The following is a 24,833-nucleotide window of genomic DNA, read 5'->3' on the forward strand; positions in this document are numbered from 1 at the left end:
TTCAGGCGTCGCGCCGTGTCGCCGCCCACGCGGCGCTGAAGTCGCGCGGACCCGACAGCGAGATGCCGCCGTCGACCGGCAGCACGACACCGGTGATGTAGCCGCCCAGCGGCGATGCCAGCACCATCGCGATGCCGGCGATGTCGTCCAGCGTGCCGTAGCGGCCGAGCGGCACGCGCTCGGTGATGCGCTGCTGCTCGGCCTCGTTCGGCGCCAGCCGCCGCACGCCCTCGGTGCCCTCGATCGGCCCGGGCACGATCGAATTGATGCGGATGCCGTCGGCCCCCCACTCCATCGCCAGCACGCGCGTGAGCATGTCGACTCCCGCCTTCGCGGCGCAGACATGCGCCTGGTACGGCGTCGGCACGAAGGCCTGCGAGGCCGAGATGCTGATCACGCAGGCGCCCGGCTTGCGCAGGAATTCGTGCGCCGCGCGCAGCACGTTGAAGCTGCCGAGCAGATCGATGTCGACCACCGTCTTGAAACCGTTGCTCGACATGCCGAGCGCCGGCGCGAGGAAGTTGCCCGCCGCGCCCGAAACCAGCACGTCGATCGCACCGAACCGCTGCTGCGCCGCGCCGAGCGCCGCGGTCACCGCGCCGGTGTCGCGCACGTCGGCGCTGTGGCCTTCGGCCTCACCGCCGTGGCGTCGCAGCTGCTCGAGCGCGCCGTCGATGCGCGACTGCGAGCGGCTCAGGATCGAGAGCTTCGCGCCGCGGCGCGCGAACGCGTCGGCAATGCCGAGGTTGATGCCACTGGAGCCGCCGGAAACGAAGACATGGCGGTCGCGGAAGTCGAACGGATCGGAGGTGTTCATCGTTGCACTCCTGGTCATGCCATCGCCTGCGCGGCACGCACCATGCCGCGCGCAATGACGATCTGCTGGATCTGGCTCGTTCCCTCGTAGATGCGGAACAGCCGCACGTCGCGGTAAAAGCGCTCGATCCCGTTGTCCGCCACGTAGCCGGAGCCGCCGTGGATCTGCACCGCGCGGTCGGCGACGCGGCCGACCATCTCGGAGGCGTAGTACTTGCAGCAGGCCGCCTCGGTCGCGACGTCCTCGCCGGCATCGCGCCGCCGCGCCGCATCGAGCACCATCGTGCGCGCGGCATACAGCTCGGTGCGGCTGTCGGCCAGCATCGCCTGCACCAGCTGGAATTCGCAGATCGGCTGGCCGAACTGCTGGCGCTCCATCGCATAACGCAACGTGTCGTCGAGCAGGCGCTCGGCCACGCCGACGCAGACCGCGGCAATGTGGATGCGGCCCTTGTCGAGCACCTTCATCGCGGTCTTGAAGCCGCGGCCTTCGACGCCGCCGATCACGTTGGCCGCCGGCACGCGCACGCCATCGAAGTGCACGTCGCAGGTGTGCGCGCCCTTCTGCCCCATCTTGCGGTCGATGGGGCCGAGCGTGATGCCGGGCGAGTGCGCGTCGACGATGAAGGCGCTGATGCCGCCGGCACCCTTGTCGTCGGGGTTGGTGCGCGCCATCAGCGTGAAGATGCCGGCCTGCGGCGCGTTGGTGATGAAGCGCTTGCTGCCGTCGATGACGTAGTGGTCGCCGTCGCGGCGGGCGCGTGTTCGGATCGACGCGGCGTCCGACCCCGACTCGGGCTCGGTCAGCGCAAACGAGGCAATCAGCTCGCCGCGCGCCAGCGCCGGCAGCCAGCGGTCCTTCTGCTCCGGCGTGCCGTCGATCAGGATGCCCTGCGAGCCGATGCCCACCGTGGTGCCGATCAGCGAGCGGAAGGCCGGTGCGGTCTTGCACAGCTCGATCATCACCAGCGCCTCTTCCTCCATCGTCAGCCCGAGGCCGCCGTAGGACTCGGGCACCGTCAGGCCGAAGAGGCCCAGCGTCTTCATGTCGCGCACGATGTCCTCGGGAATGGCATCGGTTTCGGCGACGATGTCCTCGGCCGGCACCAGGCGTTCACGCACGAAGCGGCGCACGCTGTCGAGCAGGGCGTTCATCACGTCGTTGTCGCGGATCATGGGGATTCCTTCAGGCGCGCTCGAACAGCGCGGCCATGCCCTGACCGCCGCCGACGCACATCGTCTCCAGGCCATAGCGGCCGCGGCGGCGCTGCAATTCGTGCAGCATCGATGCCAGGATGCGCACGCCGGTGGCGGCGATCGGATGGCCGAGCGAGATGCCCGAGCCGTTGACGTTCAGGCGCTCCGGGTCGTTCCACTGCCAGCCCTGGAGGACGGCAAGCACCTGGGCTGCGAAGGCCTCGTTCAGCTCGACCAGGTCGATGTCGTCGAAGCCGAGGCCCGTGCGCGCGAAGAGCTTGCGCACCGCCCCCACCGGGCCGATGCCCATCGTCGCCGGCTCGCAGCCGGTCGCCGTCCAGTCGACCAGCCAGGCCATCGGCTCGAGCTTCAGTTCCTTCAGCTTGTCCTCGGCGACGACCAGGCAGGCGGCGGCCGCATCGTTCTGCTGGCTGGCATTGCCGGCGGTGACGACGCCGTCCTTCAGCAGCGGCTTCAGCTTCGCGAGCGACGCTGCTGTCGTGTCCGGTCGCACGCCTTCGTCGCGTTGGAACACCAGCGCTTCGCCTTTGCGCTGCGGCACGCTGATCGGCACCAGCTCGTCGTTGAAGCGGCCCGCTTCCCACGCCGCCGCCGCGCGCTGGTGGCTGCGCGCCGCGTAGGCATCGGCCTCGTCGCGCGAGATCCGGTACTCGCGCGCCAGGTTCTCGGCCGTCTCGATCATTCCGCTGATGCGGCCGAAGCGCTCGACCGGCTGCGAGCGTTCACGCCCGCGTTCGAGCCGGTCGTGCAGCGTCACCGAGCCGGAGCGCGCGCCCCAGCGCATGTCGGTCGAGTAGTACTCGATGTTGCTCATGCTCTCGACACCGCCGGCGACCACGACATCGGCGGCGCCGCTCTGGACCATCATCGCGGCCGTCACGACGGCCTGCAGGCCGCCGCCGCAGCGGCGGTCGAGCTGCAGGCCCGGCACGGTGATTGGCAGGCCGGCCTGCAGGGCAGCCCAACGACCGACGCAGGGGGTTTCGCCGTTGGCATACGACTGCGCGAATACGACGTCGTCGATGCGTGCGCCGTCCAGACCGCTGCGTTGCAGCACCGCTTGCAGCACCGCAGCCGCCAACTGCTCGACCGGCACCGGCCGCAAGCTGCCGCCGTAGCTGCCGACGGCTGTGCGCGCCGGCGCGACGATCGCTGCACGCCTGATGTGAGCGGCCATCAGACGGGATCCCAGGTGAACACGTCCGACGAGCGGTCGAGCGCGTAGAACGAACCCTGCAACGCGGGCAGCGCATGGTTGGCCACCGATTCCGGCGTCCAGCCCTCGCCGCGGTGCACCGAGCGGATCGGCCGCGGCTGGCTCATCAGGAAGATCTCGTTGTTGCGCACCGCGAACACCTGGCCCGTGGCCATTGCGCCGGCGTCGCTGGCCAGCGCGACCGCCAGCGGCGCGATCTTGGCCGGCGTCATCTGCTTCATGCGATCGACGCGCGCCTTCTCGGCCTCGGTCTCGGTCGGGATCGAGCCGATCATCCGGCTCCACGCGAACGGGGCGATGCAGTTCGAGCGCACGCCGAACTTCTGCATGTCGAGCGCGATCGACTTCGACAGCGCCATGATGCCGAGCTTGGCCGCGGCGTAGTTGGCCTGGCCGTAGTTGCCGATCAGCCCGGAGGTCGAGGTCATGTGCACGAAGCTGCCCGAGTTCTGCTCCTTGAAGTGCGTCGCCGCCGCGCGGCTGACGAAGTAGCTGCCGTACAGGTGCACCTTGATGACCGCGTCGAATTCCTCGACGCTCATCTTGTGGAAGAAGCGGTCGCGCAGGATGCCGGCGTTGTTGACCACCGCATCGAGGCGGCCGAAGCTTTCGAGTGCCGTCATCACGATGCGGTTGGCAGCCGCCGGATCAGCGACGCTGTCGGTGTTGGCCACCGCTTCGCCGCCGAAGGCGCGGATCTCGTTGACGACCTGTTGCGCGGGGCCGGCATCGGCGCCCTCGCCGGTCATCGATGCGCCCAGGTCGTTCACCACGACCTTGGCGCCCTCGCGTGCCATCGCCAGTGCGATGTCGCGCCCGATGCCACCCCCCGCGCCGGTGACGATCGCGACGCGGCCTTCCATCATCTTGCTCATGACTGCTCTCCTGTCGGCCAGACGAATGCGGCCGGTTGTTTGTCGAGGAAGCGCGCGACCGCCTCGCGGTGCTGCGCGCTGGTGAAGCACAAGGCCTGGGCATCGGCCTCGAATTCGAGCGTCGCCGCCAGGTTCGCCGGCTCGGCGGCGAGCGCGCGCTTCATCAGGCTGATCGCCAATGGCGACGCGCCGGTGAAGCTCGCGGCCAGCGCCTGCGCGCGGGCCGGCAGCCGGTCGGCCGGAACGATCTCGCCAACGATGCCGAGTCGCAGCGCCTCGTCGGCCGCGACCTCGCGCGCCGACAGCATCAGCTCCTTCGCGCGCTGCATGCCGACCACCCGCGGCAGCGTGTGCAGCGCGCCGAAGTCCGGCACCAGCCCGAGCTTCAGGAAGGGCATGCAAAAGCGCGCCGCGGGCGTCGCGATCACGAAGTCCGCAGCAAGCACCAGGCTGAAGCCGGCGCCATAGGCCGGCCCGTCGACCGCCGCAATCACCGGGCGGTCGAGCTCGATCAGCGCGCCCACCCACTGATGCGCATCCTGCATGCGCGCACGCCAGCCGGCGCCGTCGTTCCCGGACGACTGCATGCTGCGCAGGTCGCCGCCGGCGCAGAACGCACCGCCGGCGCCGGTCAGCACCAGCGCGCGGATCGTCCGGTCCTTTTGCACGTTGGCGAAACATTGCGCCAGCTCGCCGCGCATCACCAGGTCGATCGCGTTGCGCTGCGCCGGGCGGTTGAACGTCAGCGTCGCGACGCCATCGGCAACGGTGAATTCCAGGGTGTTCACGATGACCGCTCCTTCAGTTGCAACTCGCGCCACAGCACCTTGCCGGTGTTCGACTTCGGCAGCGCGGGCACGAACTGGATCAGCCGCGGCGCCTTGTAGACCGCCATCGTGTTGCGGCACCAGGCGATCAACTGCGCCTCGTCGATCGGCGCGTCGGGCGCGCACACGATCAAGGCCTTGACCGCTTCGCCGCTGCGCGCATCGGGCGTGCCGATCACGCAGGCCTCGCGCACGGCGGGATGCGTCAGCAGCTTGCCCTCGACCTCGGCCGGCCAGACCTTGTAGCCCGAGACGCTGATCATGCGTTTGAGCCGATCGGTCATGAACCAGTAACCCTCGGCGTCGACATGGCCGAGGTCGCCGGTGCGCAGGAAGCGCCGGCCATCGATGTGAATGAAGGCCGCCGCGCTGGCTTCCGGCTGCTGCCAGTAGCCCGGCGTGACCTGCGCGCCGGCGACGACGATCTCGCCGACCTCACCGGCCGGCAATTCGCGCAGCGTGTCCGGATCGATGGCGCGCAGCTCGACGCCGGGCCCGGGCATGCCGAGCGAACCCAGCTTCGGCCGCTGCGGCGGGTTGCCGATCAGGAACGACGCGGTCTCGGTCATGCCGTAGCCCTCCTGGTAGGCGATGCCGAATTCCGCGCGCATCCGCTCGGCCAGCGCCGGCGGCATCGGCGAGCTGCCGCCGGTCACCAGCTTCAGGCTGCGCACGCGCTGCGGCGTCACGTCGGGGTTGGCAAAGAAGTCCTGCAGCATCGCCGGCGGCGCGGCCCAGGTCGTCACACGGTGGCGCTCGATCAGCGCCAGCGCCGCGTCGCGGTTCCAGCGCGGCAGCATCACGACGCCGGCACCGAGCATCAGCGGCAGGTGCATGCCGTTCTGCATGCCGAGCGCGTGGAAGAGCGGCGCGACGGCCAGGAACACATCGCCCGACCCCTGGGATCGCCACGCGGCGGCGGCACGGTTCGCGGCCTGCACCGTCGCATGCGTGTGCACGCAGCCTTTCGGCCGGCCGGTGGTGCCGGACGTGTACGGCAGCACCGCCAGGTCCTGCGGGCCGGCACGGTGCGGGCGTGGCCACACGCCGGCGTCGAGCACGGCGGCCCATGGCACGACGCGGCCCGTACTGCCACGCGTCAGCGCCGCGCCGATGCACACGGTCTCGCGCAGCAGGCCGTCGTCGATCAGCGGCTGCAGGCGCGGCAGGAACTCGTCGGCGACGATCGCCATCCGCGCGCCGCTGTCCTGCGCGACCAGCGCGACCTCGTCGCCGGTCCACATCGCGTTGATCGGCACGATCACCGCGTCGGCGCGCAGCACCGCATAGCTGGCGATGACGAACTCGAGGCTGTTCTGCGACCACAACAGCACGCGCTCGCCACGCTGCAGGCCGGCGTGCTGCTGCAGCCAGCCGGCAATCCCCTCGGCGCGGCGCACCAGCTCGGCGTAGCTCAGCGACTGGTCGCCGAAGACCAGCGCGGTCTTCGCCGGCGACTGCTGGGCCGACGCGAGCAGCAGTTGCCACAGGCTGCGGGTTGGTGCGGCCGGAGCCTCGCTCAATCCTGCCGGCCAAAAGGCGCGTCCATTTCCATTCATGCCGCCTTCTCCATGTCGCGCGCAATCAGCTCCTTCATCACCTCGTTCGCCCCGCCCAGGATGCGCAGCACGCGCGCATCGACATACATGCGGGCGATCGGGTACTCGGCCATGTAGCCGTAGCCGCCGTGCAATTGCAGGCATTCGTCGATCACCTGGCCGAGGCGCTGCGTCGTCGACCACTTGGCCATCGCCGCGGTCGGCACGTCGAGCGTGCCCGCGAGCTGGCGCTGGATGCATTGGTCGACGAAGGCCTCGGAAAACGCCACTTCGGTGCGGCACTCGGCGAGCTTGAAGCGCGTGTTCTGCATCGCCAGCAAGGGCTCGCCGAAGATGCGCCGCTCGCGCACGTAGGCGAGTGTCTCCGCCACCGCGCGCTGCATCGTCGCGACCGCACCGATCGCGATCAGCAGCCGTTCACGCGGCAATTGCTGCATCAGTTGCCGAAAGCCCTGCCCCTCTTCGCCGCCGAGCAGGTTTTCCACCGGCACCCGCACCTCGTCGAAGAACAGCTCCGCCGTGTCCTGGCCATGCTGGCCGATCTTCTCGAGCAGCCGGCCGCGGCGAAAGCCCGGGCAGTCGGCCACCTCGACCATCAGCAGCGAAACGCCTTTCGCGCCGCGGGCCGCATCGGTCTTGACGACGACGCAGACCAGATCGGCATGGTGGCCGTTGGTGATGAAGGTCTTCGTGCCGTTCAGCACGTAGTGGTCGCCGTCGCGGCGCGCGCTGGTGCGCACCGCCTGCAGGTCGGTGCCGGCACCCGGCTCGGTCATCGCGATCGCGCTGACCAGCTCGCCGCGCGCCATCTTCGGCAGCCAGCGCAGCTTCTGTTCCTCGCTGCCGTAGGCCAGCAGGTAGTGCGCGACGATGCCGCTGTGCACGTTGATGCTGAAGCTGTTGACGAGCGCGCGCGCCTGTTCGGCGGCGATCACCGCCTCGTGCGCGAACGTGCCCCCGGCGCCGCCGTAGGCTTCCGGAATGCTGGTGCACAGCAGGCCCATCTCGCCGGCCTGGCGCCAGATGCTGCGATCGGCCAGGTGCTCTCGGCGCCAGCGTTCTTCGTGCGGAGCAAACTCACGCTCGAAGATGCGGCGCACCTGGTCCTGGAACAGCGCGACGTCGTCGCTCATCCATGCGGGGCGGCTGTCGGTCATGCCAGCTCCACCACGGCTTCGCCGGTGATCTTGGGGATGGCGCTCTGGTCGGCGACCGTCAGGGCCAGCCGGACCTCGTTGCCCGCCAGCTTCTCGACCACCGTCGCGCGGCAGCTTAAGCGGTCTCCCACATGCGTGATCGACACGAAGCGCGCCTGCAGGCGCTTCAGCCGCCGCTGCGGCACCCAGCCGGTCAGCTGGCGCGCCAGGTAGGCCATCGGCAGCATGCCGTGCGCGAACACGTCCTCCATGCCGGCCGAGCGTGCGAAGTCGATGTCGACGTGGATGGGGTTGTGGTCACCCGAGGCACCGCAATACAGCGCCAGCGTCAGCCGGCTGATCGGCTCGGCATCGAGCGGCGGCAGCTCCTGGCCCACCGTGATGTCGTGATAACGAACGTCAGCCATTGCGCACCACCGTCACGCATGTCAGCTCGGCGACCAGCACGCCGTGCTGGTTGCTCACGCGTGTTTCGCGGCGCACGAATTCGAGCGCACCGCCCTTCTTGTCGCTGATGTCGGCGATGCGCGGCTCGAAGCGCAGCCTGTCGCCGGCGTGCGCCATCGCGTGGTAGCGGAAATGCTGCTCGCCATGCAGGATGCGGCGGTAGTCGATGGCCAGCAGCGTGCGCATCGCGGCCGGATCGGGCGCGTCCATCTCGAGGCAGAAGAAGAAGGTCGGCGGCACCGGCAGGTTCGGATGGCCGGCGTCGCGCGCCGCCGCCTCGTCGGTGTAGACCGGGTCGGCCTGGCCGCAGGCCTTGGCGAAGAAGCGCAGCCGGCCGGCTTCGACCGGCACCGTGAAGACCGGCAGCGCGTGGCCGATGTGGCGGCGGTCGATCACTGCGCGTCAACCTTCTCGTACAGCGTGACGACGCAGGCGCCACCCAATCCGAGGTTGTGCTGCAGCGCAAGCCGTGCGCCTTCGACCTGGCGCTGGTCGGCCTCGCCGCGCAGCTGCCAGACCAGCTCGGCGCATTGCGCGAGCCCGGTCGCACCGAGCGGATGCCCCTTCGACAGCAGGCCGCCGGACGGGTTCGTCACGATCCGGCCGCCATAGGTGTTGTCGCCGTCGACGATGAATTTCTCGGCCGTGCCCTCGGGCGTCAGGCCGAGCGCTTCGTAGGTGATCAGCTCGTTGGCGGTGAAGCAGTCGTGCAGCTCGACGACGTCCAGGTCCTCGGGGCCGATGCCGGCGCTCGCGTAGACCTGCTGCGCCGCGGCCTGGCTCATGTCGTAGCCGACGACGCGGCGCATGTCGCCCGCATCGAAGCTGCTCGGCGTGTCGGTGGTCATCGATTGCGCGGCGATGCGCACCCGCAGGTCGAGACCGTGGCGGCGCGCGAAGTCGGCCGAGCAGACGATCGCCGCCGCGGCGCCGCAGGTCGGCGGGCAGCACTGCAGCCGCGTCAGCGGATCGAACACGACCGGCGCGGCGAGCACCTCGTCCAAGGTCACCGTGTTGCGGAACACCGCCAGCGGATTGCGTGCCGCATGCTGGCGCGCCTTGACCGAGATGCGCGCGAAGACTTCGCGGCCGATGCCATGGCGTTCCATGTACGCGCGCCCGGCACCGCCGAAGAGCTGCGCCGCGCGCGGCGCGCCGTCGTCCCAGCCCTGCAGCGCGATCATCGTGTCGCCGAAGCGCTCCATCGGCGACGGCCGGTCGGTCCACGTGGACTTCAGCGCCCCCGGCTGCATCTGCTCGAAGCCGAGTGCCAGCGCACATTCGACCATGCCGCTCTCGACCGCCTGGCGCGCGAGAAACAGCGCGCTCGATCCGGTCGAGCAGTTGTTGTTGACGTTGAAGACCGGGATGCCGGACAGGCCCACGCCGTACAGCGCCGCCTGGCCGGCGGTCGAGTCGCCGTAGACGTAGCCGACATAGGCCTGCTGCACCAACGGGTAGTCCAGGCCCGCGTCCTGCAATGCGGCCTGCGCGGCGCGCGCGCCCATCACCGTGTACGGCTCGCTCGCCCCGGGTTTCGTGAAGGGGATCATGCCGACCCCGACGACATGCACATGACGGTTCACGCTGTTCGCTCCTGATGTGTGGCTCGGAGCAAAGGATGCGCTTCGTGCTGCGCAGCGGCAATGACCGCGGTCGCCATCGGGATTGGCGAAAAGGATCAGCGTTCGCGCTGCCGATATTCCCCCGGCGCAACGCCGGTCCACTTCTTGAACGCGCGGTGAAAGGTGCTGGCCTCGGAGAAGCCGAGTTGCGCGCCGATGTCCAGCAGCGTCAGGTCCGGCCGCTGCAGCAGCTCGATGGCCGTGTCGCGGCGCACGTCGTCCTTCAGCGCCTGGAAGCCGCGGCCCTCCTCGCGCAGCCGGCGCGCCAGCGTCTGCGGCGTCATGCCCAGCGTCTGCGCCACCGCCTCGAGCGAGGGCAGCTCGTCGCGCAGCCGGCTGCGCAGCAGGCGCCGGATGCGGTCGCTGACGCGCGTGCGGTCGCGGTACTTGACGATCAGGTTGCCGGGGGCCTGCTGCAGGAATTCGCGCAGGCTCTGCGTGTTCTGCACCTGCGGCAGCAGCAGCCAGCGCTCGTCGAACCACAGCCGGTACTGCGGGCAGCCGTAGCGTACCTTGGCCTGGAACAGCCGCGCGATCTCCGAGCCGTACGCCGGCGCCTGGCCGCGGTAGTCGACCGCGACCAGTGGAATGCGCCGCGCCGCCAGCCACGAGGCGACGCCGAAGGTCAGGAACAGGAAGGCGCGCTGCGCGTATTCGGCCGCGAACGGGCTCGGCGCCGCATCCGCGCGCGGCACGATGACGATGCAGGCCAGGCCGTCGGCGCGCTGCAGCCGCGGCGTGAACTCTTGCATGCGGCCGTGGTAGTGGCGCAGCCCCGTGCGCAGCGCATCGCCGAGCGTCGGCGCCTGCACCAGCAGCCGGCAGCATTGCTCGAAGGTGCCCAGCGGCACGGGCTGCGCGAGCAGGCCCCACAGGTCGTCGCGCAGCCTGCGCCGCAACAGCCGCAGCACCGCGCCGTACTGCGCCTGCGAAATGCGCGCGAGCGGCGCGTCGAGCAGCGCAGGCGCGATGCCGGCGCGTTCGAGCAGCGGCTCCACGCGCAGGCCGCGGCGCCGCGCGCCCTGCAAAGCCAGCTCGACGTGATGGATCGATACGGTGTGCTCGGCCACGCCGGCATGCTACGCGGGTGGCAGCGTCAGCTTGCCGCGGCGGCCGCGCCGCGGGTCATCAGCGCATCGATCGCGGCGTCGTCGTAGCCGGCTTCACGCAAGACTTCGGCGGTGTGCTCGCCGGGCCGCGGCGCATGGCGGTGGATCGCGAATTGATGGCCGCTCATCCTGACCGGTAGCGCCACCTGCGTGACCGGCCCATAGCTCGGGTGCACGCTCTCGAAGACCATCTCGCGCGCGCGGAACTGCGCATCGGCCAGCGCTTCTTCGAGCGTGCGCAGCGGAGAGACGCAGCAGCCCGCGTGGCGCAGCTGCACGTCCCATTCGGCGAGCGTCCGGCTGGCGAACAGCGCGGCCAGCTCGCCGCGCAGCAGCTCCTCGGTCTCGCGGCGACCGCTGCGGTGCAGCGGCTTCCAGTCCGGCCGCTTCACCGCATCGCACAGCGCGTCCCAGAACTTGCGCTCGAGCGCACCGACCGCCAGCCAGCGATCGTCGGCCGTGCGGTAGGTGGCGTAACACGCGAGGCCGCCGGTCAGCGTGTCGGTGCCGGCGCGGCGCGTGCGGCCGCTGGTGGCCAGTGCCGCGAGCGGCATCACCGCGTGCGCCAGTGCACCGTCGGCCATCGCGATGTCGACGTGCCGGCCGCGGCCGCTGCGCTGCGCGTCGACCAGCGCCGCGAGGATGCCCATCGCCGCGCCGAGCGCACCGCCGATCAAGTCGGCGATCGGCACGTTCGACAGCGCCGGCCCGTGCACCGTGCCGATCTGGTCGGCGACACCGGCTTCGGCGCAGTAGTTCAGGTCGTGGCCCGGGCGGTCGCGGTCGGGGCCGTGCTGGCCGTAGCCGGTGATGCTGCAGTAGACGAGGCGCGGGTTCACCGCGGACACCGCCGCATGGTCCAGCCCGAGGCGGGCCATCACGCCGGGGCGGAAGCCTTCGATCAGCACGTCGGCCGTGCGGGCGAGCTGCAGCAGCGCGGCGGCACCGTCGGCGTGCTTCAGGTCGAGCCGGATGCCGCGCTTGTTGCGGTGGAGCAGCGCGCGCAGCTTCGGCGGCACCGCGTCGCCGGCGCCCAGGTCCTCGATCTTCACGACATCGGCGCCCAGGTCGGCCAGGTGCTGCGTGCACACCGGGCCCGGCAGCAGCCGCGTCAGGTCGAGGATGCGCACGCCGGCCAGCGGCGCGCCCTGAGGCTCGGGAGGCCGTGCTGCGCGCGGCCCGGGTTCAGTCGATCTGAATGTTGGCATCCTTGATGATCCTGGCGTAGACCTGCGCGTCCGCACGCACGGTGCGCGCGAACTCCTCGGTGCTGAGATGGCCCGGCGTCATGCCGAGCGCTTCGATGCGCGACGCGACCTCGGGCAACTGCACGATGCGTTGCGCCTCGGCGGCGAACTTCTTCGCGATCGGTGCCGGCACGCCCGCGGGCATGAAGAGTCCGAACCAGCCGATCGGCTCGAACGAATGGAAGCCGAGCTCGGCGAAGGTCGGCACGTTCGGCAGCACCTTGTTGCGCTGCGTGCCGGTGGCGGCGAGCACCTTCAGCGAGTCGAGATGCGGCCGCGCCGTCGCCATGTCGATGAAGGCCGACGACAGCTGCCCGCCCTTCAGGTCCTGCAGCAGCGGCGCCGCGCCCTTGTAGGGCACGTGCGTCAGGTCGAGCCCCGCCTGCAGGTTCAGCAGCGAGCCCTGGATGTGCGACGAGGTGCCGACGCCGTAGGAGCCGTAGTTCAGCTTGCCCGGCTGCGCCTTGGCGAGCGCGACGAAGTCCTTCAGCGTCTGCGCCGGCGTGCTCGCCGGCACCGCGAAGATCGAATTCGTGCTGGCCACCATCGTCAGCGGCTGCAGGTCCTTCAGCACGTCGTAGGGCATCTTCGGCTTCAACGCCGGCAGCTGCACGATCGCGGTGATGGCCAGCAGCACGGTGTGGCCGTCGGGCGCGGCCTTGGCGACGAAGTCGTTGCCCAGCATGCCGGACGCACCGGGCTTGTTGTCGACGATCACCGTCTGGCCCCAGGTCTCCTGCACCCGCGTGGCGATCAGCCGCGCCAGCGTGTCGGTGGCGCCGCCGGCGGGGTACGGCACGACGATGCGGATCGGCTGGCTCGGGTAGTTCTGCGCGAAGGCCGGGGCGCTCGCTGCGGCGATCAGCGCGCCGGCGCAAGCGATCAAGGCGCGACGGGCGTGCTGCGCTGTCTTCATGGCGTCGTCTCCGGGGGGTTGTTGTCGTGGCTGCAGCGATTGAATGCCGCGGTCCGAGGCGCGGCAATGGCCGGCAAAGCGTGTCGGATTGGCCGAAACGATCAGCTTTGTGCGCCCGTCCCCGCGATCGGGTGGTCGCACGTGCCGCCGCGCGCGCCGCGCTGCCCTATCCTCCGGCCCCAACAAATCGTTACCGGAGGCAGGGATGAGTGCAGTGATGTCGTTTGCGCAGTGGATGAACCTGACGGACGGTGGCTTCACGTCGATCCGCAGCAGCGAGCTGAAGGCCATCGATACGGCCTTGAAGTACTACCACGACAACCCCGTGCAGGCGCGCAAGGACAGGCTGGCGGCGGCGCTGCTGAAGTGGATGCAGTCCAAGGGCGCGGCCTGGAAGACCAGCGTGCGCAACAAGAACCGCGCCGTCGAGACGCTCTACGCGCAGGTCACCGGCCTCGGCGGGCCGAATCTGAGCGGCGAAGAACGTGTTGGCCTGGCGCATGTGCGCGACGAGTCGCAGGCCATCCTGCAGCAGCTGTTCCGCGGCCAGCGGCTGGAGTGGCGCAATACCTTCAAGGCCAAGCTCGGCGAGCAGAAGACCGGCCTCGCATCGGCCAGCGCCAGCGTGCTCATCAATACGCGCGAGCTGAGCGGCGTGCGCATCGGCGGCACCGGCGGCGCGGTGGGCGGCAACACCGGCCAGGCGATGGCCATCGCCGAAGACCTGGTGCGCAGCGTCGTGTCACCGGAGAACCTGCAGGACGTGATGCGCGCGCTCGCCAGCCTGATGCCGGCGTTCATGACGCAGCTCGCGGCGTCGCTGGTGCCCTTCCTCGGCGTGTTGACGTCGGCCGGCGGCACCGCCTGGGCCGCGAAGAACGCACTGCGATCAGCGTGGCGCGTCGAATCGGCCAAGGACCATGTGCACGGCAGCCTGGCCCAGGGCAATCCCGCGGCGGCGCTCGAGGCACTGATACGGCTGCTGCAGCGCGAGCACACCAACGACGTGTTCGCGGTGTCGGTGAGCCTCGGCGAATTCGGCGGCAAGCTCGCCGGCGTGCTGGCCGATGGCGGCACCGCGACCAACGCCGCCGTCGGCTTGGCGGCGAGCGTCATCCGCCTGATGAACATCGTGCGCGTGATCGAGCGTGACGTGCGCGAGCGCAACGCCGCCAACACGGCGATGCGCACCCGCGTGGACCGCAAGATCTTCGAGACCTGCCCGGTCGTCGGCGCCTACCTGATCTGCTGCGCACCGACCAGCGTGATGTGCAACGCCATCTTCGACGAGCGCTTCGGCGAAGTGGGCTGGCAGGACCAGGTCGAGACCGCCGTGCGCCGCCACCTGGGTGCGCTGCGCGAGCAGGCGCGGCGCGTGATCACCGCCCACCGCTTCTGGATCCCCGGGCTCGCGCACCACGCCGGCCTGATGGCCGTCAACGAGAAAAAGCTCAAGCAGATGCTGGCGAGCAAGGGCAAGACCGGCATGGTCGGCTTCGGCAGCGACAACCTGCCGGCGGCATTGCGCGCCTGACCGGGCCCCGCGTCAGGACACCGGGCAGGACCGGGTGTCCGGCTTGGCGCAGAGCTGGTGATCCTTGCCGAACGGGCCGTCGAAGGTCGCACAGCTCATGCCGCTGTCGCATTGCGGCGAGCTCGATCGGCACGGCTCGCATTGGCCGCCTTCGCCATCGCCGATGTCCTTGCAGGACACGATCAGCGGGGTCAGCAAGACCACTGCGGCCCAGCGGCGCCAGTTCATTGTTTGCATAGGGTCCCTCCCTGTTGAGATCAGGCAGCGATTGTCGCGTCGGCCGCGGCGCGCCCGGCCCACGATTTGGGGATGGCCGGCCGGAGCGGGGTGATAAGGTCACCGCTGCCATGCCCGACCTCCAGGATCCCGAGCTGCTGCGCCGCCTGCTGCGGGCGAAAGACCGCATGGACGCCGCCTCGCACGAGGACTGGCCGGTGCGCCGGCTGGCCAGCGTCAGCAGCGTCTCCGAGGCCCACTTCGCGCGATCGTTCAAGCAGGCCTTCGGCCTGCCGCCGCACCGCTACCTGCTGACGCGGCGCATCGAGCGCGCCACCGCGCTGCTGCGCGACACCGACCTGCCCATCACCGAGATCGCCTTCCAGACCGGATGGGGCAGCCTGGGCACCTTCGGACGCACGTTTCGCGACATCACCGGCGACAGCCCGGGCGCGATCCGCGAACGTGCGAGGGAGGCCGCCCTGGCGCCCGAGCTCGCCCGCGTGCCCGCCTGCATCTTGAGCGCCGCCCACCGGCCCGATCTCACGATCGCAGTTTCGGAGAAGCGGCGCCGGGAGGCGGGCGATATAAACGCGTCCGTCGAAAAGGAGATCCCATGAACCAAGGTGTCGAAGTGGTCGGTCTGTACGTGCGAGACCAGGATGAAGCGCTCGCGTTCTACGTCGAGAAACTGGGCTTCCGCGTGCACACGGACGTGGGCAATGGAGGTTATCGCTGGCTCACGGTGCAGCACCCGGACCAGCCGTCGTTCCAGCTCGGCCTGTTCCTGCCCGGCCCGCCGGTGCACGACGAGGCGACGGCGCAGGCGCTGCGCGCGCTCGTCGCCAAGGGCGCGATGCCGCCGCTGGTGCTGGTCGTCGACAACTGCCGCGCGGCCCACGACCGGATGAGCGCACGCGGGGTCGAGTTCACGCAGGAGCCGGTGGACCGCTACGGCAGCGTCGACGCGGGCTTTCGCGACCCGTCGGGCAACGGGTGGAAGCTGATCGAGGCGCGCCGCAGCACCTGAACCAGCCGCCAGCTGCCGCTCGCAATTCACGTTAGCGCTGCATCGGGATGGTGCGCGCAGGCCGCTCGAGCGTGGCCTTGTGCTGCCCCTTCGGGCCCACCACCTGGACCTCGATGCGCCGGATGCGCTTGAAGGCGTCGAGCAGGCCCACGTCGACGCTGCGCAGCAAGTTCGGCGACGTGCACTTGAACGCATAGTCCGCGTCGATGTCGGCGTGCTCGCCGTCCTTCGGCGCCGGCTGGGCGGCCGGCTCGAGTACGTCGGCCCGCACTTGCGCTGTCACCAGCGTGCACCGGGCGGCGGCGTCGGGCTTGAACAGCGCGGCGCCGCCATTGCGCAGCCGCGCCAGCAACTCGCTCGCCGCGCGGCGCTCGGCCTCGCTGCGCGGGGCACGCTCGAAGCCGAGCAGGCTGTCCAGCGGCGCTTCCATCGCGATGCTCAGCTGCTCGCCGTCGATCGCCACGGCGAGCGTGACCGCGCCGTGCTGGTGGGCATGGGGCGGCGCGGCCATCACGGCTCGCGCACCGAACAGCGTGACCAGCGTCAATAGCTGCGCAACGTATCGCAACCTTGGACTGCCCGGAGCTACAGAACGGGGGGAATCTGCGCCCCGGTCGATCGTATGCAGGTCAGGCCGTCGCGACTGCCGTGGTCGCTGCCGGCGCTCGGGCCCGACAACCAATGGATAAGGAGTTGCCATGCAGACATTCTTGCGCCATTCCCTGGCCACCGCCGCGTCGCTCGTCCTGTGCGGCGCCGCATCGCTCGCCCCTGCCCAGGTCCCGCCGCCCAGCCTCGTCGATCCTGCGCTCGGCGTGCGCACGGTGGTGTCGGGACTGGAGCTGCCGATCCACATGGCCTTCCTGTCGGCCGACGATTTCCTGGTGCTCGAGAAGGCCACGGGCCAGGTGAAACGGATCGTCTCCGGCGCGGTGCATTCGACGGTGCTCGACCTGGCGGTGAACTCAGCCTCCGAACGCGGCCTGCTCAGCATCGCCTTGCATCCCGACTTTCCGCGCAATCCCGGGGTGTACCTGTACTGGTCCGAGAGCTCCACCGGTCAGGACTCGACCGAGCTCGCGGAAGTGCCCTTGCTGGGCAATCGGGTCGACCGCTTCACCTGGACCGGGAACACGCTGGTCTTCGACCGCAACATCATCCGGCTGCGCGCGTTCCAGGCCGACGCCGGGCAGCCGCTGCGCGGCAACCACGATGGCGGCGTCATCAAGTTCTCGCCGCGCGGCAAGCACCGGGGAGACGACGGCGCCAAGCTGTTCGTGATCGTCGGCGACCTGGGCCGCCGCGGCTTCATGCAGAACAACCGCCAGGGGCCCGTGCCCGACGATCAGTTCGGCGGACCGGAGCCCGACGATGCGCACCTGAGCGGTGTCGTGCTGGGCTCAACGACGACGGCAGCGCCCCGCGCGACAACCCGTTCTACAACGTCGGCCGGCGCATCCCGGGCGAGTTCGGCGACAACGTGCAGAAGCTCTTCGCCTACGGTTTTCGCAACAGCTTCGGCATGGACTTCGATCCCGAGACCGGCGAGCTGTGGACACAGGAAAACGGCGACGACACCTTCACCGAGATCAACCGTGTCCAGCCCGGCCACAACGGCGGCTGGATCCAGGTGATGGGCCCGCTGAGCCGCATCGAGCAGTACAGGGAGATCGAGACCACGCAGTTCGGCGGTGCGCTGCAGCAGCTGCGCTGGCCGCCGACGCAGATCGCCGAAACGGCCGCCGAAGCGCGCCAGCGCCTGTACAAGCTGCCGGGCTCGCACTACAACGATCCGGAGTTGTCCTGGAAGTACGAGCTGCCGCCGGCGGGCATCGGCTTCCTGCGCGGGCGTGGCCTGGGACGCGAGTACGAGGGCAACCTGTTCCTCGGCGCGGCGCGGGTGGGCGTGCCTCCGTCCACGGTGCCGGGCGCCCAGGTCGTGAGCGGGCAGCTGTTCCGCCTGCAGCTGTCGCGCGATCGGCGTTCGCTGCGCTTCGACGATCCGCGCCTGCGCGACAAGGTGGCCGACAACCTGGACAAGCACGACATCACCGAAAGCGAGAGCCTGCTCTTCGGCCGCGACTTCGGCGTCGGAGCCGATGTGCGCACGGGGCCCAACGGCAACCTGTTCGTGGTCTCGCTGACCAACGGCGCGGTCTACGAGGTCTTCCGCAAGTAGGGCGGCTTCTCGACGGTGACTCACTCGAAGTCGAGCAGCACCTTCATCGCTTGCGAGCGGTCCGCCGCGAGGGCGAACGCGCGTCCCGCGTCGCGGTAGGGCACGGTCGCCGAGATCAGCGGCTTGACGTCGACCAGGCCCTGGTTGAGCAGGTCGACGGCGATGCCGAACTCCTCGTGGAAGCGAAAGGCGCCGCGCAGGTCGAACTCCTTGGCGACGATGGTGTTCAGCGGCAGCGTCGTCTCGCCGCCGAGGCCGACCTGCACGATCACACCGCGCGGCCGCAGCACGTCCAGCGCGCCGCGGAGCGCCGCCGGGTTGCCGCTGGCCTCGAACAGCACGTCGAACTGGCCCTTGTCGGCGGCGAAGGCGGCCAGCGCCTGCGGCGCCTCGGCGACGTTGATCGCCTGGTCTGCGCCCACCTTGAGGGCGGTGCGCAGCGCGAATCCGCCGACATCGGTGACGACGATCTGCGTCGCCCCGGCGCGGCGCGCGGCGATGACGACCAGCGCGCCGATCGGCCCGCAACCGGTGACGAGCACTTTGCGCCCCAGCAGCGGACCCGCACGCTGCACCGCGTGCAGCGCCACCGACAGCGGCTCGGCCATCGCGCCTTCGCGGTCGCTCAAGCCATCGGCCAGGCGATGGGCCTGGTGCGTCTCGACGACGATCTCGCGCCGGAACGCGCCCTGCACGTGCGGCGTGCGCATGGCGCTGCCGTAGTAGCGCATGTCCAGGCAATGGTTCTGCAGCCCCAATTGGCAGAAGCGGCACAGGCCGCAGGGCCGGCTGGGGCTGATCGCGATGCGGTCGCCGACGGCAAAGCCCGCGGCGCCCGGACCGACCTCCTCGACCACCCCGGCCACTTCGTGACCCAGCACCATCGGCTCGGTGACGCGCACGGTACCGAAGCCGCCGTGCTGAAAGTAGTGCAGGTCCGATCCGCAGATGCCGCCGAAGCGCACGCGCACGCGCAGCTGGTTGGTGAGCACCGGCGGCGTCGGCACGTCTTCGACGCGCAGGTCGCCGGCGGAATGAATGACGAGAGCGTCCATCGCGAGTCCGTGGTGTGGGTTCTTACAGCGTCGCGGTGACACCACCGTCGACGTACAGGATGTGGCCATTGACGAAGTTGGAGGCGTCGCTGGCGAGGAACACCGCCGCGCCGACCAGATCGGCCACGTCGCCCCAGCGGCGCGACGGCGTGCGGCCGATCAGCCACTGGCTGAACTCGGCGTTGTCCACCAGGGCCTGCGTCAACTCGGTCCTGAAGTAGCCGGGCCCCAGGCCGTTGACCTGCAGGCCGTGCTGCCCCCAGTCGATCGCCATGCCCTTGGTCAGCATCTTCACTGCGCCCTTGCTGGCGGTGTAGGGCGCGATGTTCGGCCGGCCGAGCTCGCTCTGCACCGAGCAGATGTTGATGATCTTGCCGCGGCGGCGCCCGATCATGTGGCGCGCGACCGCCTGCCCGACGTAGAACACGCTGTCGACGTTGGTCCGCATCAGCTCGTGCCACACGGCATGGTCGAAGTCCTCGAGCGGCGCACGGCGCTGCAGGCCCGCGTTGTTGACGAGAATGTCAATAGGGCCGTGCTCGGCCTCGAAACGCGCCACGGCCGCGGTGACGGCAGCCGCGTCGGTCACGTCGAAGGCCGCGGTCAGCACGTCGGCGCCATCGGCGCGCAACCGCTCGGCGGCGGTGCCTAACTTGGATTCGTCGCGGCCATTGAGCACCACGCGCGCACCGGCGCCGGCCAGTCCGCCGGCCAGCGCGTAGCCGATGCCGGAACCCGACCCGGTGATGAGCGCGGTGCGGCCGGACAGGTCGAAGAGTTTCAGGGCCGGGGTCATGGGGCGTCTCGCTGGTTCAGGGGTGCGGCCAGCCACTGCAGCACCGCCTGCACCTGGTCGGACGGGGTTTGTTGCGCGGGCAGATGCAGCACGTGCGGCTCGTCGGTGGGCACTTCCAGCGTGTCGAACTGGCTCGTGACAAGGCCGGCCGGGAAGACATGCCCCGGCCGCGCCGCGACGCGAGCGCGCGACGCGTCCGGCGCGATGTCGATGTACACGGTGCGCAGCGCCGGCACGGCCGTGCGCAGCCGCTCGCGGTAGCGCCGCTTGAGCGCCGAGCAGGTCAGCACCGCCGGGCCCAGTTCCGCCGCGAGCAGGTCGCCCAGGCGGCCGAGCCAGGGCTCGCGGTCGGCGTCCTGCAAGGGGACGCCACTGCGCATCTTGTGCTGGCTTTGCGGCAGGTGATGGTCGTCGCCTTCGATGAGGGTGGCGCGCAGCGCGCGCGCCAGCGCGGCGGCGAGCGTGGACTTGCCGCTGCCCGCGACGCCCATCACCAGGACCTTGGTGGTGGCGTACATCTCAGCGCCGCTCCACGCCGGGGTTCACCGGCGTCGGCGGGTGGCCGGCATCCGGCCCGCGGCCGAGCGCGGCCACCAGGTTGTCGGCCGCCAGCGCAGCCATCGCGCGCCGCGTGCGCAGCGTCGCGCTGCCGATGTGCGGCGTGATCACGACGTTGGGCAGATCGAGCAGCGCCGGGTGGATCGCCGGCTCGCCTTCGAACACGTCCAGCCCCGCCGCCGCGATGGTGCCCGCGCGCAGCGCAGCGGCGAGCGCCGCGTCGTCGACGATGCCGCCGCGCGCGATGTTGGTCAGCGTCGCGCTTTGCTTCATCAGCGCCAGCTCGGCGGCGCCGATCGCATGGTGCGAGGCCGGGGTGTAGGGCAGCACCAGCACCAGGTGGTCGGCCTGGCGCAGCAGCGTGGCCTTGTCGACGTAGCTCGCGCCGGCCGCGGCTTCCAGCGCGGGTGCCAGCCGCGTCCGGTTGTGGTAGATCACGCGCATGCCGAAACCGGCCGAGCCGCGGCGCGCGATCGCCTGGCCGATGCGGCCCATGCCCAGGATGCCCAGCGTCGCGCCATGCACGTCGCTGCCGGCAAAGTGGTCGTGGATGCCGGTGCGCGTCCACTCGCCGCGGCGCACCGCACGCTCCGATTCGGTGATACGGCGGGCGGTGGCCATCATCAGCGCGAAGCCGAAGTCGGCGGTCGTCTCGGTCAGCACGTCGGGCGTGTTGGTCACGATCACGCCGCGCGCGCTGCAAGCCTCGACATCGATGTTGTTGTAGCCGACGCCGACGTTGCAGACGGCCCTCAGCTGCGGGCAGGCGTCGAGCACGGCGGCGTCGAAACGCTCGCTGCCGGTGCTCATCACGCCGTGCTTGCCCTGCAGCCGACGGATCAGCTCGGCGGGGCTCCAGACGGCATCGGTGGGGTTGTGCTCGACGACGAAGTGCTCGCGCAGTCGGTCGAGCACGTCAGCAAAGGTGGCGCGGGTGGCGAGGACGGCGGTGGACATGACTCTCGTTGCACTCAGTTGTTGCAGCGCGCTTCGAGCGCATCGATGAACGAACGATCCCAGCGCCCTTCGCGCATGGCCTGCATCGTCTTCGCTTCGGCTTCCAGCACGCCGCGCGCCTTGACGATCAGCTCGGGCGCGTCCTGCGGCGCGATGGCGAGCAGCCCGTCCTGGTCGCCGACCACGATGTCGCCGGGGTTGACGACCATGCCGCCGACCGAGATCGGCACGTTGATCTCGCCGGGGCCGTCCTTGTACGGCCCGCGGTGCGTGACGCCGCGCGCGTAGACCGGGAAGTCGCGGCTGCGGATCTCGGCGACATCGCGGATCGCGCCGTCGATGACCACGCCGGCCAGGCCGATGCGGTCGGCATAGAACGTGAGGATGCCGCCGACCACGGCGTTGGCCAGGTCGCCGCCGGCGTCGATGACCAGCACGTCGCCCGGGCGGCAGAACTCCAGCGCGCGCAGGTAGGTCAGGTTGTCGCCGCCGCGTGAACGGGCGGTGACTGCCGTGCCCGACATCGTCTTCTCGCCCGGCCGTTGCCAGGGCTGCAGGCCGACGGTGCCGATGTTGCGGTGCATGTTGTCGCTCAGCGCGGCGAGCGGCAGCTCGCGCAGCGCGGCGATCACGGTCTCGTCGACCTGCGGGGCCGACGGGTTCTTGCGCAGCGCCTTGTAGGTGCTCATCGAGGGGTCCTCAGTGAAGGGCGGCCACGGCCTGCGCGATGCGGCTGCAGCCCTGGTCGAGGTTGTCGATCGAGGTGGCGATCGAGAGCCGGAAGTACGGCGACAGGCCGTAGGCCGTGCCGGCGACGACGGCGACGCCCACGCTGTCGAGCAGGTACATCACGACGTCACCGTCGGCGTCGAGCCGCTGGCCGTCGGGCGTGGTCTTGCCGATCAGGCCGGCGCAGTTGACGTAGAGATAGAAGGCCCCGTCGGGCGCGCGGCAGGACAGGCCGGGGATCGCATTGATCTGCTGCAGCGTGCGGTCGCGCCGCTGCTTGTAGATCAACACGCTTTCGGCGACGAAATGCTGGGGGCCGTTCAGCGCCGCTGCGGCGGCCGCCTGGCTCACCGAGCAGCAGTTGCCGGTGGACTGCGACAGCAGCGTGTCGAGCGCCTGCACCAGGTCGCGCGGGCCGGCCAACCAGCCGATGCGCCAGCCGGTCATCGCATAGGTCTTCGACACGCCGTTGATCGCCAGCGTGCGATCACGCAACTCGGGCGCCACGTTCAGCAGGTGCGGCGTGCGCTGGTCGTCGAAGCGGATGTGCTCGTAGATGTCATCGGTCATCACCAGCACCTGCGGGTGCCGCGCCAGCACGTCGGCCAGCGCGCGGTACTCGGCGCCGGTGTAGCTCGCCCCGGTGGGATTGCTCGGCGAGTTCAGCAGCAGCCAGCGCGTGCGCGCGGTGATCGCGGCTTCCAGCTTGGCCGGGGTCAGCTTGAAGCCGTCGGCCTCGGGGCAGGCCACGGTGACGGGCACGCCGTCGCTCGCCAGCACCATGTCGGGATAGGAGACCCAGTAGGGCGCGGGAATGATCACCTCGTCGCCGGGTTCGAGGGTGATCGACAGCGCGCTGAAGATCGCGCTCTTCGCGCCGCTGGTGGCGATGATCTCGTTCAGCGCGTAGCTCAGGCCGTTCTCGCGCTCGAGCTTGGCGGCGATCGCCTGGCGCAGCTCGACCGTGCCGGCCATCAGCGTGTAGCGGGTGGCGCCGTTCTCGATCGCCGCCGCGGCGGCCTGGCGGATGTGCGCCGGCGTGTCGAAGTCCGGCTCGCCAACCACGAGGTTGACGATCGCCTTGCCCTGCCGGCGCAGCTCGTTCGCCCGATCGGCGGCCGAGGTGCTGGGCGAAGGCTTGATGCGCCTGACGCGCTCGGCAATGCGGGAGGTGGTCACGGTCTTCCTTGGCGGCGGGATTGCCGTAACGGTAGGGCCGGCGCCGCGCAAAGGCCAAGACGAGATCGCTCTGCCTTGATAGGCAACACTTATGACCTCGGCGTAGACTGATCGCACAGGAGGAACGCGGTTGAACCTCAGGCGCCTGAAGTACTTCGTCAAGGTCGTCGACATCGGCAGCATGACCCAGGCTGCCGATGTGCTGCACATCGCCCAGCCGGCGCTGAGCCAGCAGCTGGCCACGCTGGAGGGCGAGGTCCGCCAGCAGCTGCTGGTGCGCACCAAGCGCGGCGTCACCCCCACCGAGGCCGGCAAGGTCCTGTACGGCCATGCGCAGCTGATCCTGCGCCAGTGCGACCAGGCGCGGGTCGACATGGACGCGGCCGGGCGCGGGCTGTCCGGCGCGGTGGCCGTCGGCCTGGCGCCGGGCACCGCCGCGGCGGGCCTGGCGCTGCCGCTGCTGCGCACCGTGCGCGCACGGCACCCGGGCGTGCTGCTGTACCTGAACGAGACCTACGGCAGCACACTGTCGGAGCTGGTGATGAACGGCCGCATGGACCTGGCCGTGCTGTACGGCGGCCGTGTCGCCGTGCACGGGCTGCAGTTCCTGCCGCTGCTGAAGGAGCAGCTCTTCGTCGTCGGGCCCGCCAGCCTGCCGGCGCCGCCGGAGCACGTGCCGCTGCGCCTGCTCGGCGAGATGGACCTGTACCTGGCGCGGCCCTACAACGTGGTGCGCAAGATGGTCGACGAGGCTTTTGCCGGCATCGGCCTCGCGCCGCGCGTGGTCGCCGAGATCGAATCGGCCAGCACGCTGACGGCGGTCATCGCCGACGGGCTGGGGGCGACGATCCTGCCCGAATCGATGGCCCGCACCGTGGTAGGTGCCTGCAAGGCCTGGCAGTGCCGCATCATCGAGCCGGTGATCGAGGCACCGCTCGCGCTGTGCCAGTCCGATCACCTGCCGCTCACTGAGCCGGCGCAGGCCATCAAGGAGATCCTGCTCGAGCTGGTGGCCGCCCTGCCCGGCAGCCTGATCGCCGGAGACGACACCCGCCTGTCCGTGTCATAAGCCGCCCTTATCGGGGCACAGCCATTCCGTCTTGGTCGCCGGGAGGGTTCGCAGATACCTTTGCGGCCATGGAAGCGCAGCAGATCAAGGCCTTCATCGACGCGATGGCGTCGTCGGACCTGGCCGAGATGAGCTTCAGCCAGGATGGCTGGACGCTGCGGCTGGTGCGCCGGTCTGCCGATGCGGCGACGCCGGTGGCAGCGGCCCCGGCCGCTGCGCCCGCACGGTCCGCGAGCGGCCCGCGCAAGCCGCTTCCACCCGCCGCCGCGCCGGCGTCGGCACCCGAGCTGCTGGCACCGCTGTTCGGCGTCGTGCACCTGCAGGCCGGGCCCGGCGAGCCGCCCTACGTGGCCGCGGGCCAGGCGGTGCGGGCGGGCCAGACGCTGTGCGTGATCGAGGCGATGAAGGTCTTCAACGAAGTGCGCGCCGAGGCCGACGCCGTGGTCGACGCCGTGCTGGTCCGCTCGGGCCAGGAAGTCGACGCCGGCCAGCCGCTGCTGCGCCTGCGCTGAAGGACAG

General features: G+C 70.3%; 27 protein-coding genes and 1 pseudogene. 7 read left to right on the top strand and 21 right to left on the bottom strand.

Going from position 1 to position 24,833, the window contains the following annotated elements:
- Position 1: 1 nt before the first annotated feature.
- The 13 genes from HLB44_RS11820 to HLB44_RS11880 all read right to left on the bottom strand — a co-directional run bounded on the left by HLB44_RS11820 (position 2) and on the right by HLB44_RS11880 (position 13,012).
- Positions 2 to 817, bottom strand: coding sequence for an SDR family oxidoreductase (locus HLB44_RS11820; protein ID WP_173122771.1), 816 nt, complete (start codon positions 815 to 817; stop codon positions 2 to 4).
- Between the two features lie 14 nt (positions 818 to 831).
- Positions 832 to 1,992 (bottom strand): acyl-CoA dehydrogenase family protein, encoded by a 1,161-nt coding sequence (locus HLB44_RS11825; RefSeq protein WP_173122772.1) that lies wholly within the window; start codon positions 1,990 to 1,992, stop codon positions 832 to 834.
- 10 nt (positions 1,993 to 2,002) lie between these two features.
- A complete protein-coding gene (locus HLB44_RS11830) occupies positions 2,003 to 3,199 on the bottom strand; it encodes an acetyl-CoA C-acetyltransferase (RefSeq protein WP_173122961.1) in 1,197 nt (398 codons plus the stop codon).
- An 11-nt stretch (positions 3,200 to 3,210) separates the two neighbouring features.
- A complete protein-coding gene (locus tag HLB44_RS11835) occupies positions 3,211 to 4,116 on the bottom strand; it encodes an SDR family NAD(P)-dependent oxidoreductase (RefSeq protein ID WP_173122962.1) in 906 nt (301 codons plus the stop codon).
- A gap of 5 nt (positions 4,117 to 4,121) precedes the next feature.
- A complete protein-coding gene (locus HLB44_RS11840) occupies positions 4,122 to 4,913 on the bottom strand; it encodes an enoyl-CoA hydratase/isomerase family protein (RefSeq protein ID WP_343051297.1) in 792 nt (263 codons plus the stop codon).
- The gene (locus HLB44_RS11845) at positions 4,910 to 6,475 is read right to left on the bottom strand and encodes an AMP-binding protein (RefSeq protein ID WP_246312195.1); all 1,566 of its coding nucleotides are present in this window, start codon (positions 6,473 to 6,475) and stop codon (positions 4,910 to 4,912) included. The genes HLB44_RS11840 and HLB44_RS11845 overlap by 4 nt, the downstream gene beginning before the upstream one ends.
- 32 nt (positions 6,476 to 6,507) lie before the next feature.
- Positions 6,508 to 7,668 carry an acyl-CoA dehydrogenase family protein gene (locus tag HLB44_RS11850; protein WP_173122774.1) on the bottom strand — a complete coding sequence of 387 codons (1,161 nt, stop codon included), beginning with the start codon at positions 7,666 to 7,668 and terminating at the stop codon, positions 6,508 to 6,510.
- Positions 7,665 to 8,075: a MaoC/PaaZ C-terminal domain-containing protein gene (locus HLB44_RS11855; RefSeq protein WP_173122775.1), complete on the bottom strand. Its 411-nt coding sequence runs from the start codon at positions 8,073 to 8,075 to the stop codon at positions 7,665 to 7,667. Before HLB44_RS11855 ends, HLB44_RS11850 begins: the two co-directional genes overlap by 4 nt.
- Entirely contained in the window at positions 8,068 to 8,511 is a 444-nt protein-coding gene (locus HLB44_RS11860) for an FAS1-like dehydratase domain-containing protein (protein ID WP_173122776.1), read from the bottom strand. Before HLB44_RS11860 ends, HLB44_RS11855 begins: the two co-directional genes overlap by 8 nt.
- On the bottom strand, positions 8,508 to 9,701 hold the full coding sequence (locus tag HLB44_RS11865) for a thiolase C-terminal domain-containing protein (RefSeq protein ID WP_173122777.1): 1,194 nt from the start codon (positions 9,699 to 9,701) through the stop codon (positions 8,508 to 8,510). The genes HLB44_RS11860 and HLB44_RS11865 overlap by 4 nt, the downstream gene beginning before the upstream one ends.
- 95 nt (positions 9,702 to 9,796) lie before the next feature.
- Positions 9,797 to 10,810 carry an AraC family transcriptional regulator ligand-binding domain-containing protein gene (locus HLB44_RS11870; protein WP_173122778.1) on the bottom strand — a complete coding sequence of 338 codons (1,014 nt, stop codon included), beginning with the start codon at positions 10,808 to 10,810 and terminating at the stop codon, positions 9,797 to 9,799.
- 26 nt (positions 10,811 to 10,836) lie between these two features.
- Positions 10,837 to 12,057 carry a CaiB/BaiF CoA transferase family protein gene (locus HLB44_RS11875; protein ID WP_173122779.1) on the bottom strand — a complete coding sequence of 407 codons (1,221 nt, stop codon included), beginning with the start codon at positions 12,055 to 12,057 and terminating at the stop codon, positions 10,837 to 10,839.
- A complete protein-coding gene (locus HLB44_RS11880) occupies positions 12,035 to 13,012 on the bottom strand; it encodes a Bug family tripartite tricarboxylate transporter substrate binding protein (RefSeq protein WP_173122780.1) in 978 nt (325 codons plus the stop codon). Before HLB44_RS11880 ends, HLB44_RS11875 begins: the two co-directional genes overlap by 23 nt.
- Before the next feature lie 205 nt (positions 13,013 to 13,217).
- Here HLB44_RS11880 and HLB44_RS11885 point away from each other — a divergent pair, with 205 nt between their 5' ends.
- Complete coding sequence (locus HLB44_RS11885) at positions 13,218 to 14,546, top strand: hypothetical protein (protein ID WP_173122781.1); 1,329 nt, start codon at positions 13,218 to 13,220, stop codon at positions 14,544 to 14,546.
- A 12-nt stretch (positions 14,547 to 14,558) separates the two neighbouring features.
- Here the strand turns inward: HLB44_RS11885 and HLB44_RS11890 are convergent, their stop codons facing one another.
- Positions 14,559 to 14,783: a hypothetical protein gene (locus HLB44_RS11890; RefSeq protein ID WP_173122782.1), complete on the bottom strand. Its 225-nt coding sequence runs from the start codon at positions 14,781 to 14,783 to the stop codon at positions 14,559 to 14,561.
- Positions 14,784 to 14,893: 110 nt separating this feature from the next.
- On the opposite strand from HLB44_RS11890, the gene HLB44_RS11895 reads away from it, so the two are divergent.
- Positions 14,894 to 15,382, top strand: a complete 489-nt coding sequence (locus HLB44_RS11895; protein ID WP_173122783.1) for a helix-turn-helix domain-containing protein — start codon at positions 14,894 to 14,896, stop codon at positions 15,380 to 15,382.
- Entirely contained in the window at positions 15,379 to 15,792 is a 414-nt protein-coding gene (locus tag HLB44_RS11900) for a VOC family protein (protein WP_173122784.1), read from the top strand. The genes HLB44_RS11895 and HLB44_RS11900 overlap by 4 nt, the downstream gene beginning before the upstream one ends.
- Before the next feature lie 31 nt (positions 15,793 to 15,823).
- On the opposite strand, the gene HLB44_RS11905 is transcribed toward HLB44_RS11900, so the two are convergent.
- Positions 15,824 to 16,360 carry a DUF2796 domain-containing protein gene (locus HLB44_RS11905; RefSeq protein WP_173122785.1) on the bottom strand — a complete coding sequence of 179 codons (537 nt, stop codon included), beginning with the start codon at positions 16,358 to 16,360 and terminating at the stop codon, positions 15,824 to 15,826.
- Positions 16,361 to 16,490: 130 nt separating this feature from the next.
- Here HLB44_RS11905 and HLB44_RS37820 point away from each other — a divergent pair.
- Positions 16,491 to 17,099, top strand: a pseudogene (locus tag HLB44_RS37820) (PQQ-dependent sugar dehydrogenase); the annotation flags it as partial.
- A gap of 149 nt (positions 17,100 to 17,248) precedes the next feature.
- Complete coding sequence (locus tag HLB44_RS37825; protein WP_343051307.1) at positions 17,249 to 17,971, top strand: PQQ-dependent sugar dehydrogenase; 723 nt, start codon at positions 17,249 to 17,251, stop codon at positions 17,969 to 17,971.
- Positions 17,972 to 17,991: 20 nt separating this feature from the next.
- Here the strand turns inward: HLB44_RS37825 and HLB44_RS11920 are convergent, their stop codons facing one another.
- Genes HLB44_RS11920 through HLB44_RS11945 form a run of 6 tightly spaced genes read right to left on the bottom strand, consistent with a single transcriptional unit; the run spans position 17,992 to position 23,245 of the window.
- Positions 17,992 to 19,026: an L-idonate 5-dehydrogenase gene (locus HLB44_RS11920; RefSeq protein ID WP_173122787.1), complete on the bottom strand. Its 1,035-nt coding sequence runs from the start codon at positions 19,024 to 19,026 to the stop codon at positions 17,992 to 17,994.
- A gap of 22 nt (positions 19,027 to 19,048) precedes the next feature.
- A complete protein-coding gene (locus tag HLB44_RS11925; protein WP_173122788.1) occupies positions 19,049 to 19,822 on the bottom strand; it encodes a glucose 1-dehydrogenase in 774 nt (257 codons plus the stop codon).
- Positions 19,819 to 20,340 carry a gluconokinase gene (locus tag HLB44_RS11930; RefSeq protein ID WP_246312196.1) on the bottom strand — a complete coding sequence of 174 codons (522 nt, stop codon included), beginning with the start codon at positions 20,338 to 20,340 and terminating at the stop codon, positions 19,819 to 19,821. The genes HLB44_RS11925 and HLB44_RS11930 overlap by 4 nt, the downstream gene beginning before the upstream one ends.
- Position 20,341: 1 nt before the next feature.
- On the bottom strand, positions 20,342 to 21,337 hold the full coding sequence (locus HLB44_RS11935) for a 2-hydroxyacid dehydrogenase (RefSeq protein ID WP_173122789.1): 996 nt from the start codon (positions 21,335 to 21,337) through the stop codon (positions 20,342 to 20,344).
- A 14-nt stretch (positions 21,338 to 21,351) separates the two neighbouring features.
- Positions 21,352 to 22,026: an RraA family protein gene (locus HLB44_RS11940; RefSeq protein WP_173122790.1), complete on the bottom strand. Its 675-nt coding sequence runs from the start codon at positions 22,024 to 22,026 to the stop codon at positions 21,352 to 21,354.
- 10 nt (positions 22,027 to 22,036) lie between these two features.
- Positions 22,037 to 23,245, bottom strand: coding sequence for an aspartate transaminase (locus tag HLB44_RS11945; protein WP_173122791.1), 1,209 nt, complete (start codon positions 23,243 to 23,245; stop codon positions 22,037 to 22,039).
- Between the two features lie 130 nt (positions 23,246 to 23,375).
- On the opposite strand from HLB44_RS11945, the gene nac reads away from it, so the two are divergent.
- Positions 23,376 to 24,314, top strand: a complete 939-nt coding sequence (gene nac / locus HLB44_RS11950; RefSeq protein ID WP_173122792.1) for a nitrogen assimilation transcriptional regulator NAC — start codon at positions 23,376 to 23,378, stop codon at positions 24,312 to 24,314.
- A gap of 68 nt (positions 24,315 to 24,382) precedes the next feature.
- Complete coding sequence (locus HLB44_RS11955; RefSeq protein WP_173122793.1) at positions 24,383 to 24,826, top strand: acetyl-CoA carboxylase biotin carboxyl carrier protein; 444 nt, start codon at positions 24,383 to 24,385, stop codon at positions 24,824 to 24,826.
- The last annotated feature ends 7 nt before the right edge of the window (positions 24,827 to 24,833 follow it).

The sequence above is a fragment of the Pseudaquabacterium terrae genome (genome assembly GCF_013266755.1).
GTDB classification, from domain to species: domain Bacteria; phylum Pseudomonadota; class Gammaproteobacteria; order Burkholderiales; family Burkholderiaceae_C; genus Pseudaquabacterium; species Pseudaquabacterium terrae.

What these genes read in the sequence shown, in the direction of transcription:
- HLB44_RS11820 (WP_173122771.1), bottom strand. Translation starts at nt 817, where the DNA reads ATGAACACCTCCGATCCGTTCGACTTCCGCGACCGCCATGTCTTCGTT.
- HLB44_RS11825 (WP_173122772.1), bottom strand. Translation starts at nt 1,992, where the DNA reads ATGATCCGCGACAACGACGTGATGAACGCCCTGCTCGACAGCGTGCGC.
- HLB44_RS11835 (WP_173122962.1), bottom strand. Translation starts at nt 4,116, where the DNA reads ATGATGGAAGGCCGCGTCGCGATCGTCACCGGCGCGGGGGGTGGCATC.
- HLB44_RS11850 (WP_173122774.1), bottom strand. Translation starts at nt 7,668, where the DNA reads ATGACCGACAGCCGCCCCGCATGGATGAGCGACGACGTCGCGCTGTTC.
- HLB44_RS11855 (WP_173122775.1), bottom strand. Translation starts at nt 8,075, where the DNA reads ATGGCTGACGTTCGTTATCACGACATCACGGTGGGCCAGGAGCTGCCG.
- HLB44_RS11875 (WP_173122779.1), bottom strand. Translation starts at nt 12,057, where the DNA reads ATGCCAACATTCAGATCGACTGAACCCGGGCCGCGCGCAGCACGGCCT.
- HLB44_RS11880 (WP_173122780.1), bottom strand. Translation starts at nt 13,012, where the DNA reads ATGAAGACAGCGCAGCACGCCCGTCGCGCCTTGATCGCTTGCGCCGGC.
- HLB44_RS11885 (WP_173122781.1), top strand. Translation starts at nt 13,218, where the DNA reads ATGAGTGCAGTGATGTCGTTTGCGCAGTGGATGAACCTGACGGACGGT.
- HLB44_RS11890 (WP_173122782.1), bottom strand. Translation starts at nt 14,783, where the DNA reads ATGCAAACAATGAACTGGCGCCGCTGGGCCGCAGTGGTCTTGCTGACC.
- HLB44_RS11895 (WP_173122783.1), top strand. Translation starts at nt 14,894, where the DNA reads ATGCCCGACCTCCAGGATCCCGAGCTGCTGCGCCGCCTGCTGCGGGCG.
- HLB44_RS11900 (WP_173122784.1), top strand. Translation starts at nt 15,379, where the DNA reads ATGAACCAAGGTGTCGAAGTGGTCGGTCTGTACGTGCGAGACCAGGAT.
- HLB44_RS11920 (WP_173122787.1), bottom strand. Translation starts at nt 19,026, where the DNA reads ATGGACGCTCTCGTCATTCATTCCGCCGGCGACCTGCGCGTCGAAGAC.
- HLB44_RS11925 (WP_173122788.1), bottom strand. Translation starts at nt 19,822, where the DNA reads ATGACCCCGGCCCTGAAACTCTTCGACCTGTCCGGCCGCACCGCGCTC.
- HLB44_RS11930 (WP_246312196.1), bottom strand. Translation starts at nt 20,340, where the DNA reads ATGTACGCCACCACCAAGGTCCTGGTGATGGGCGTCGCGGGCAGCGGC.
- HLB44_RS11935 (WP_173122789.1), bottom strand. Translation starts at nt 21,337, where the DNA reads ATGTCCACCGCCGTCCTCGCCACCCGCGCCACCTTTGCTGACGTGCTC.
- HLB44_RS11940 (WP_173122790.1), bottom strand. Translation starts at nt 22,026, where the DNA reads ATGAGCACCTACAAGGCGCTGCGCAAGAACCCGTCGGCCCCGCAGGTC.
- HLB44_RS11955 (WP_173122793.1), top strand. Translation starts at nt 24,383, where the DNA reads ATGGAAGCGCAGCAGATCAAGGCCTTCATCGACGCGATGGCGTCGTCG.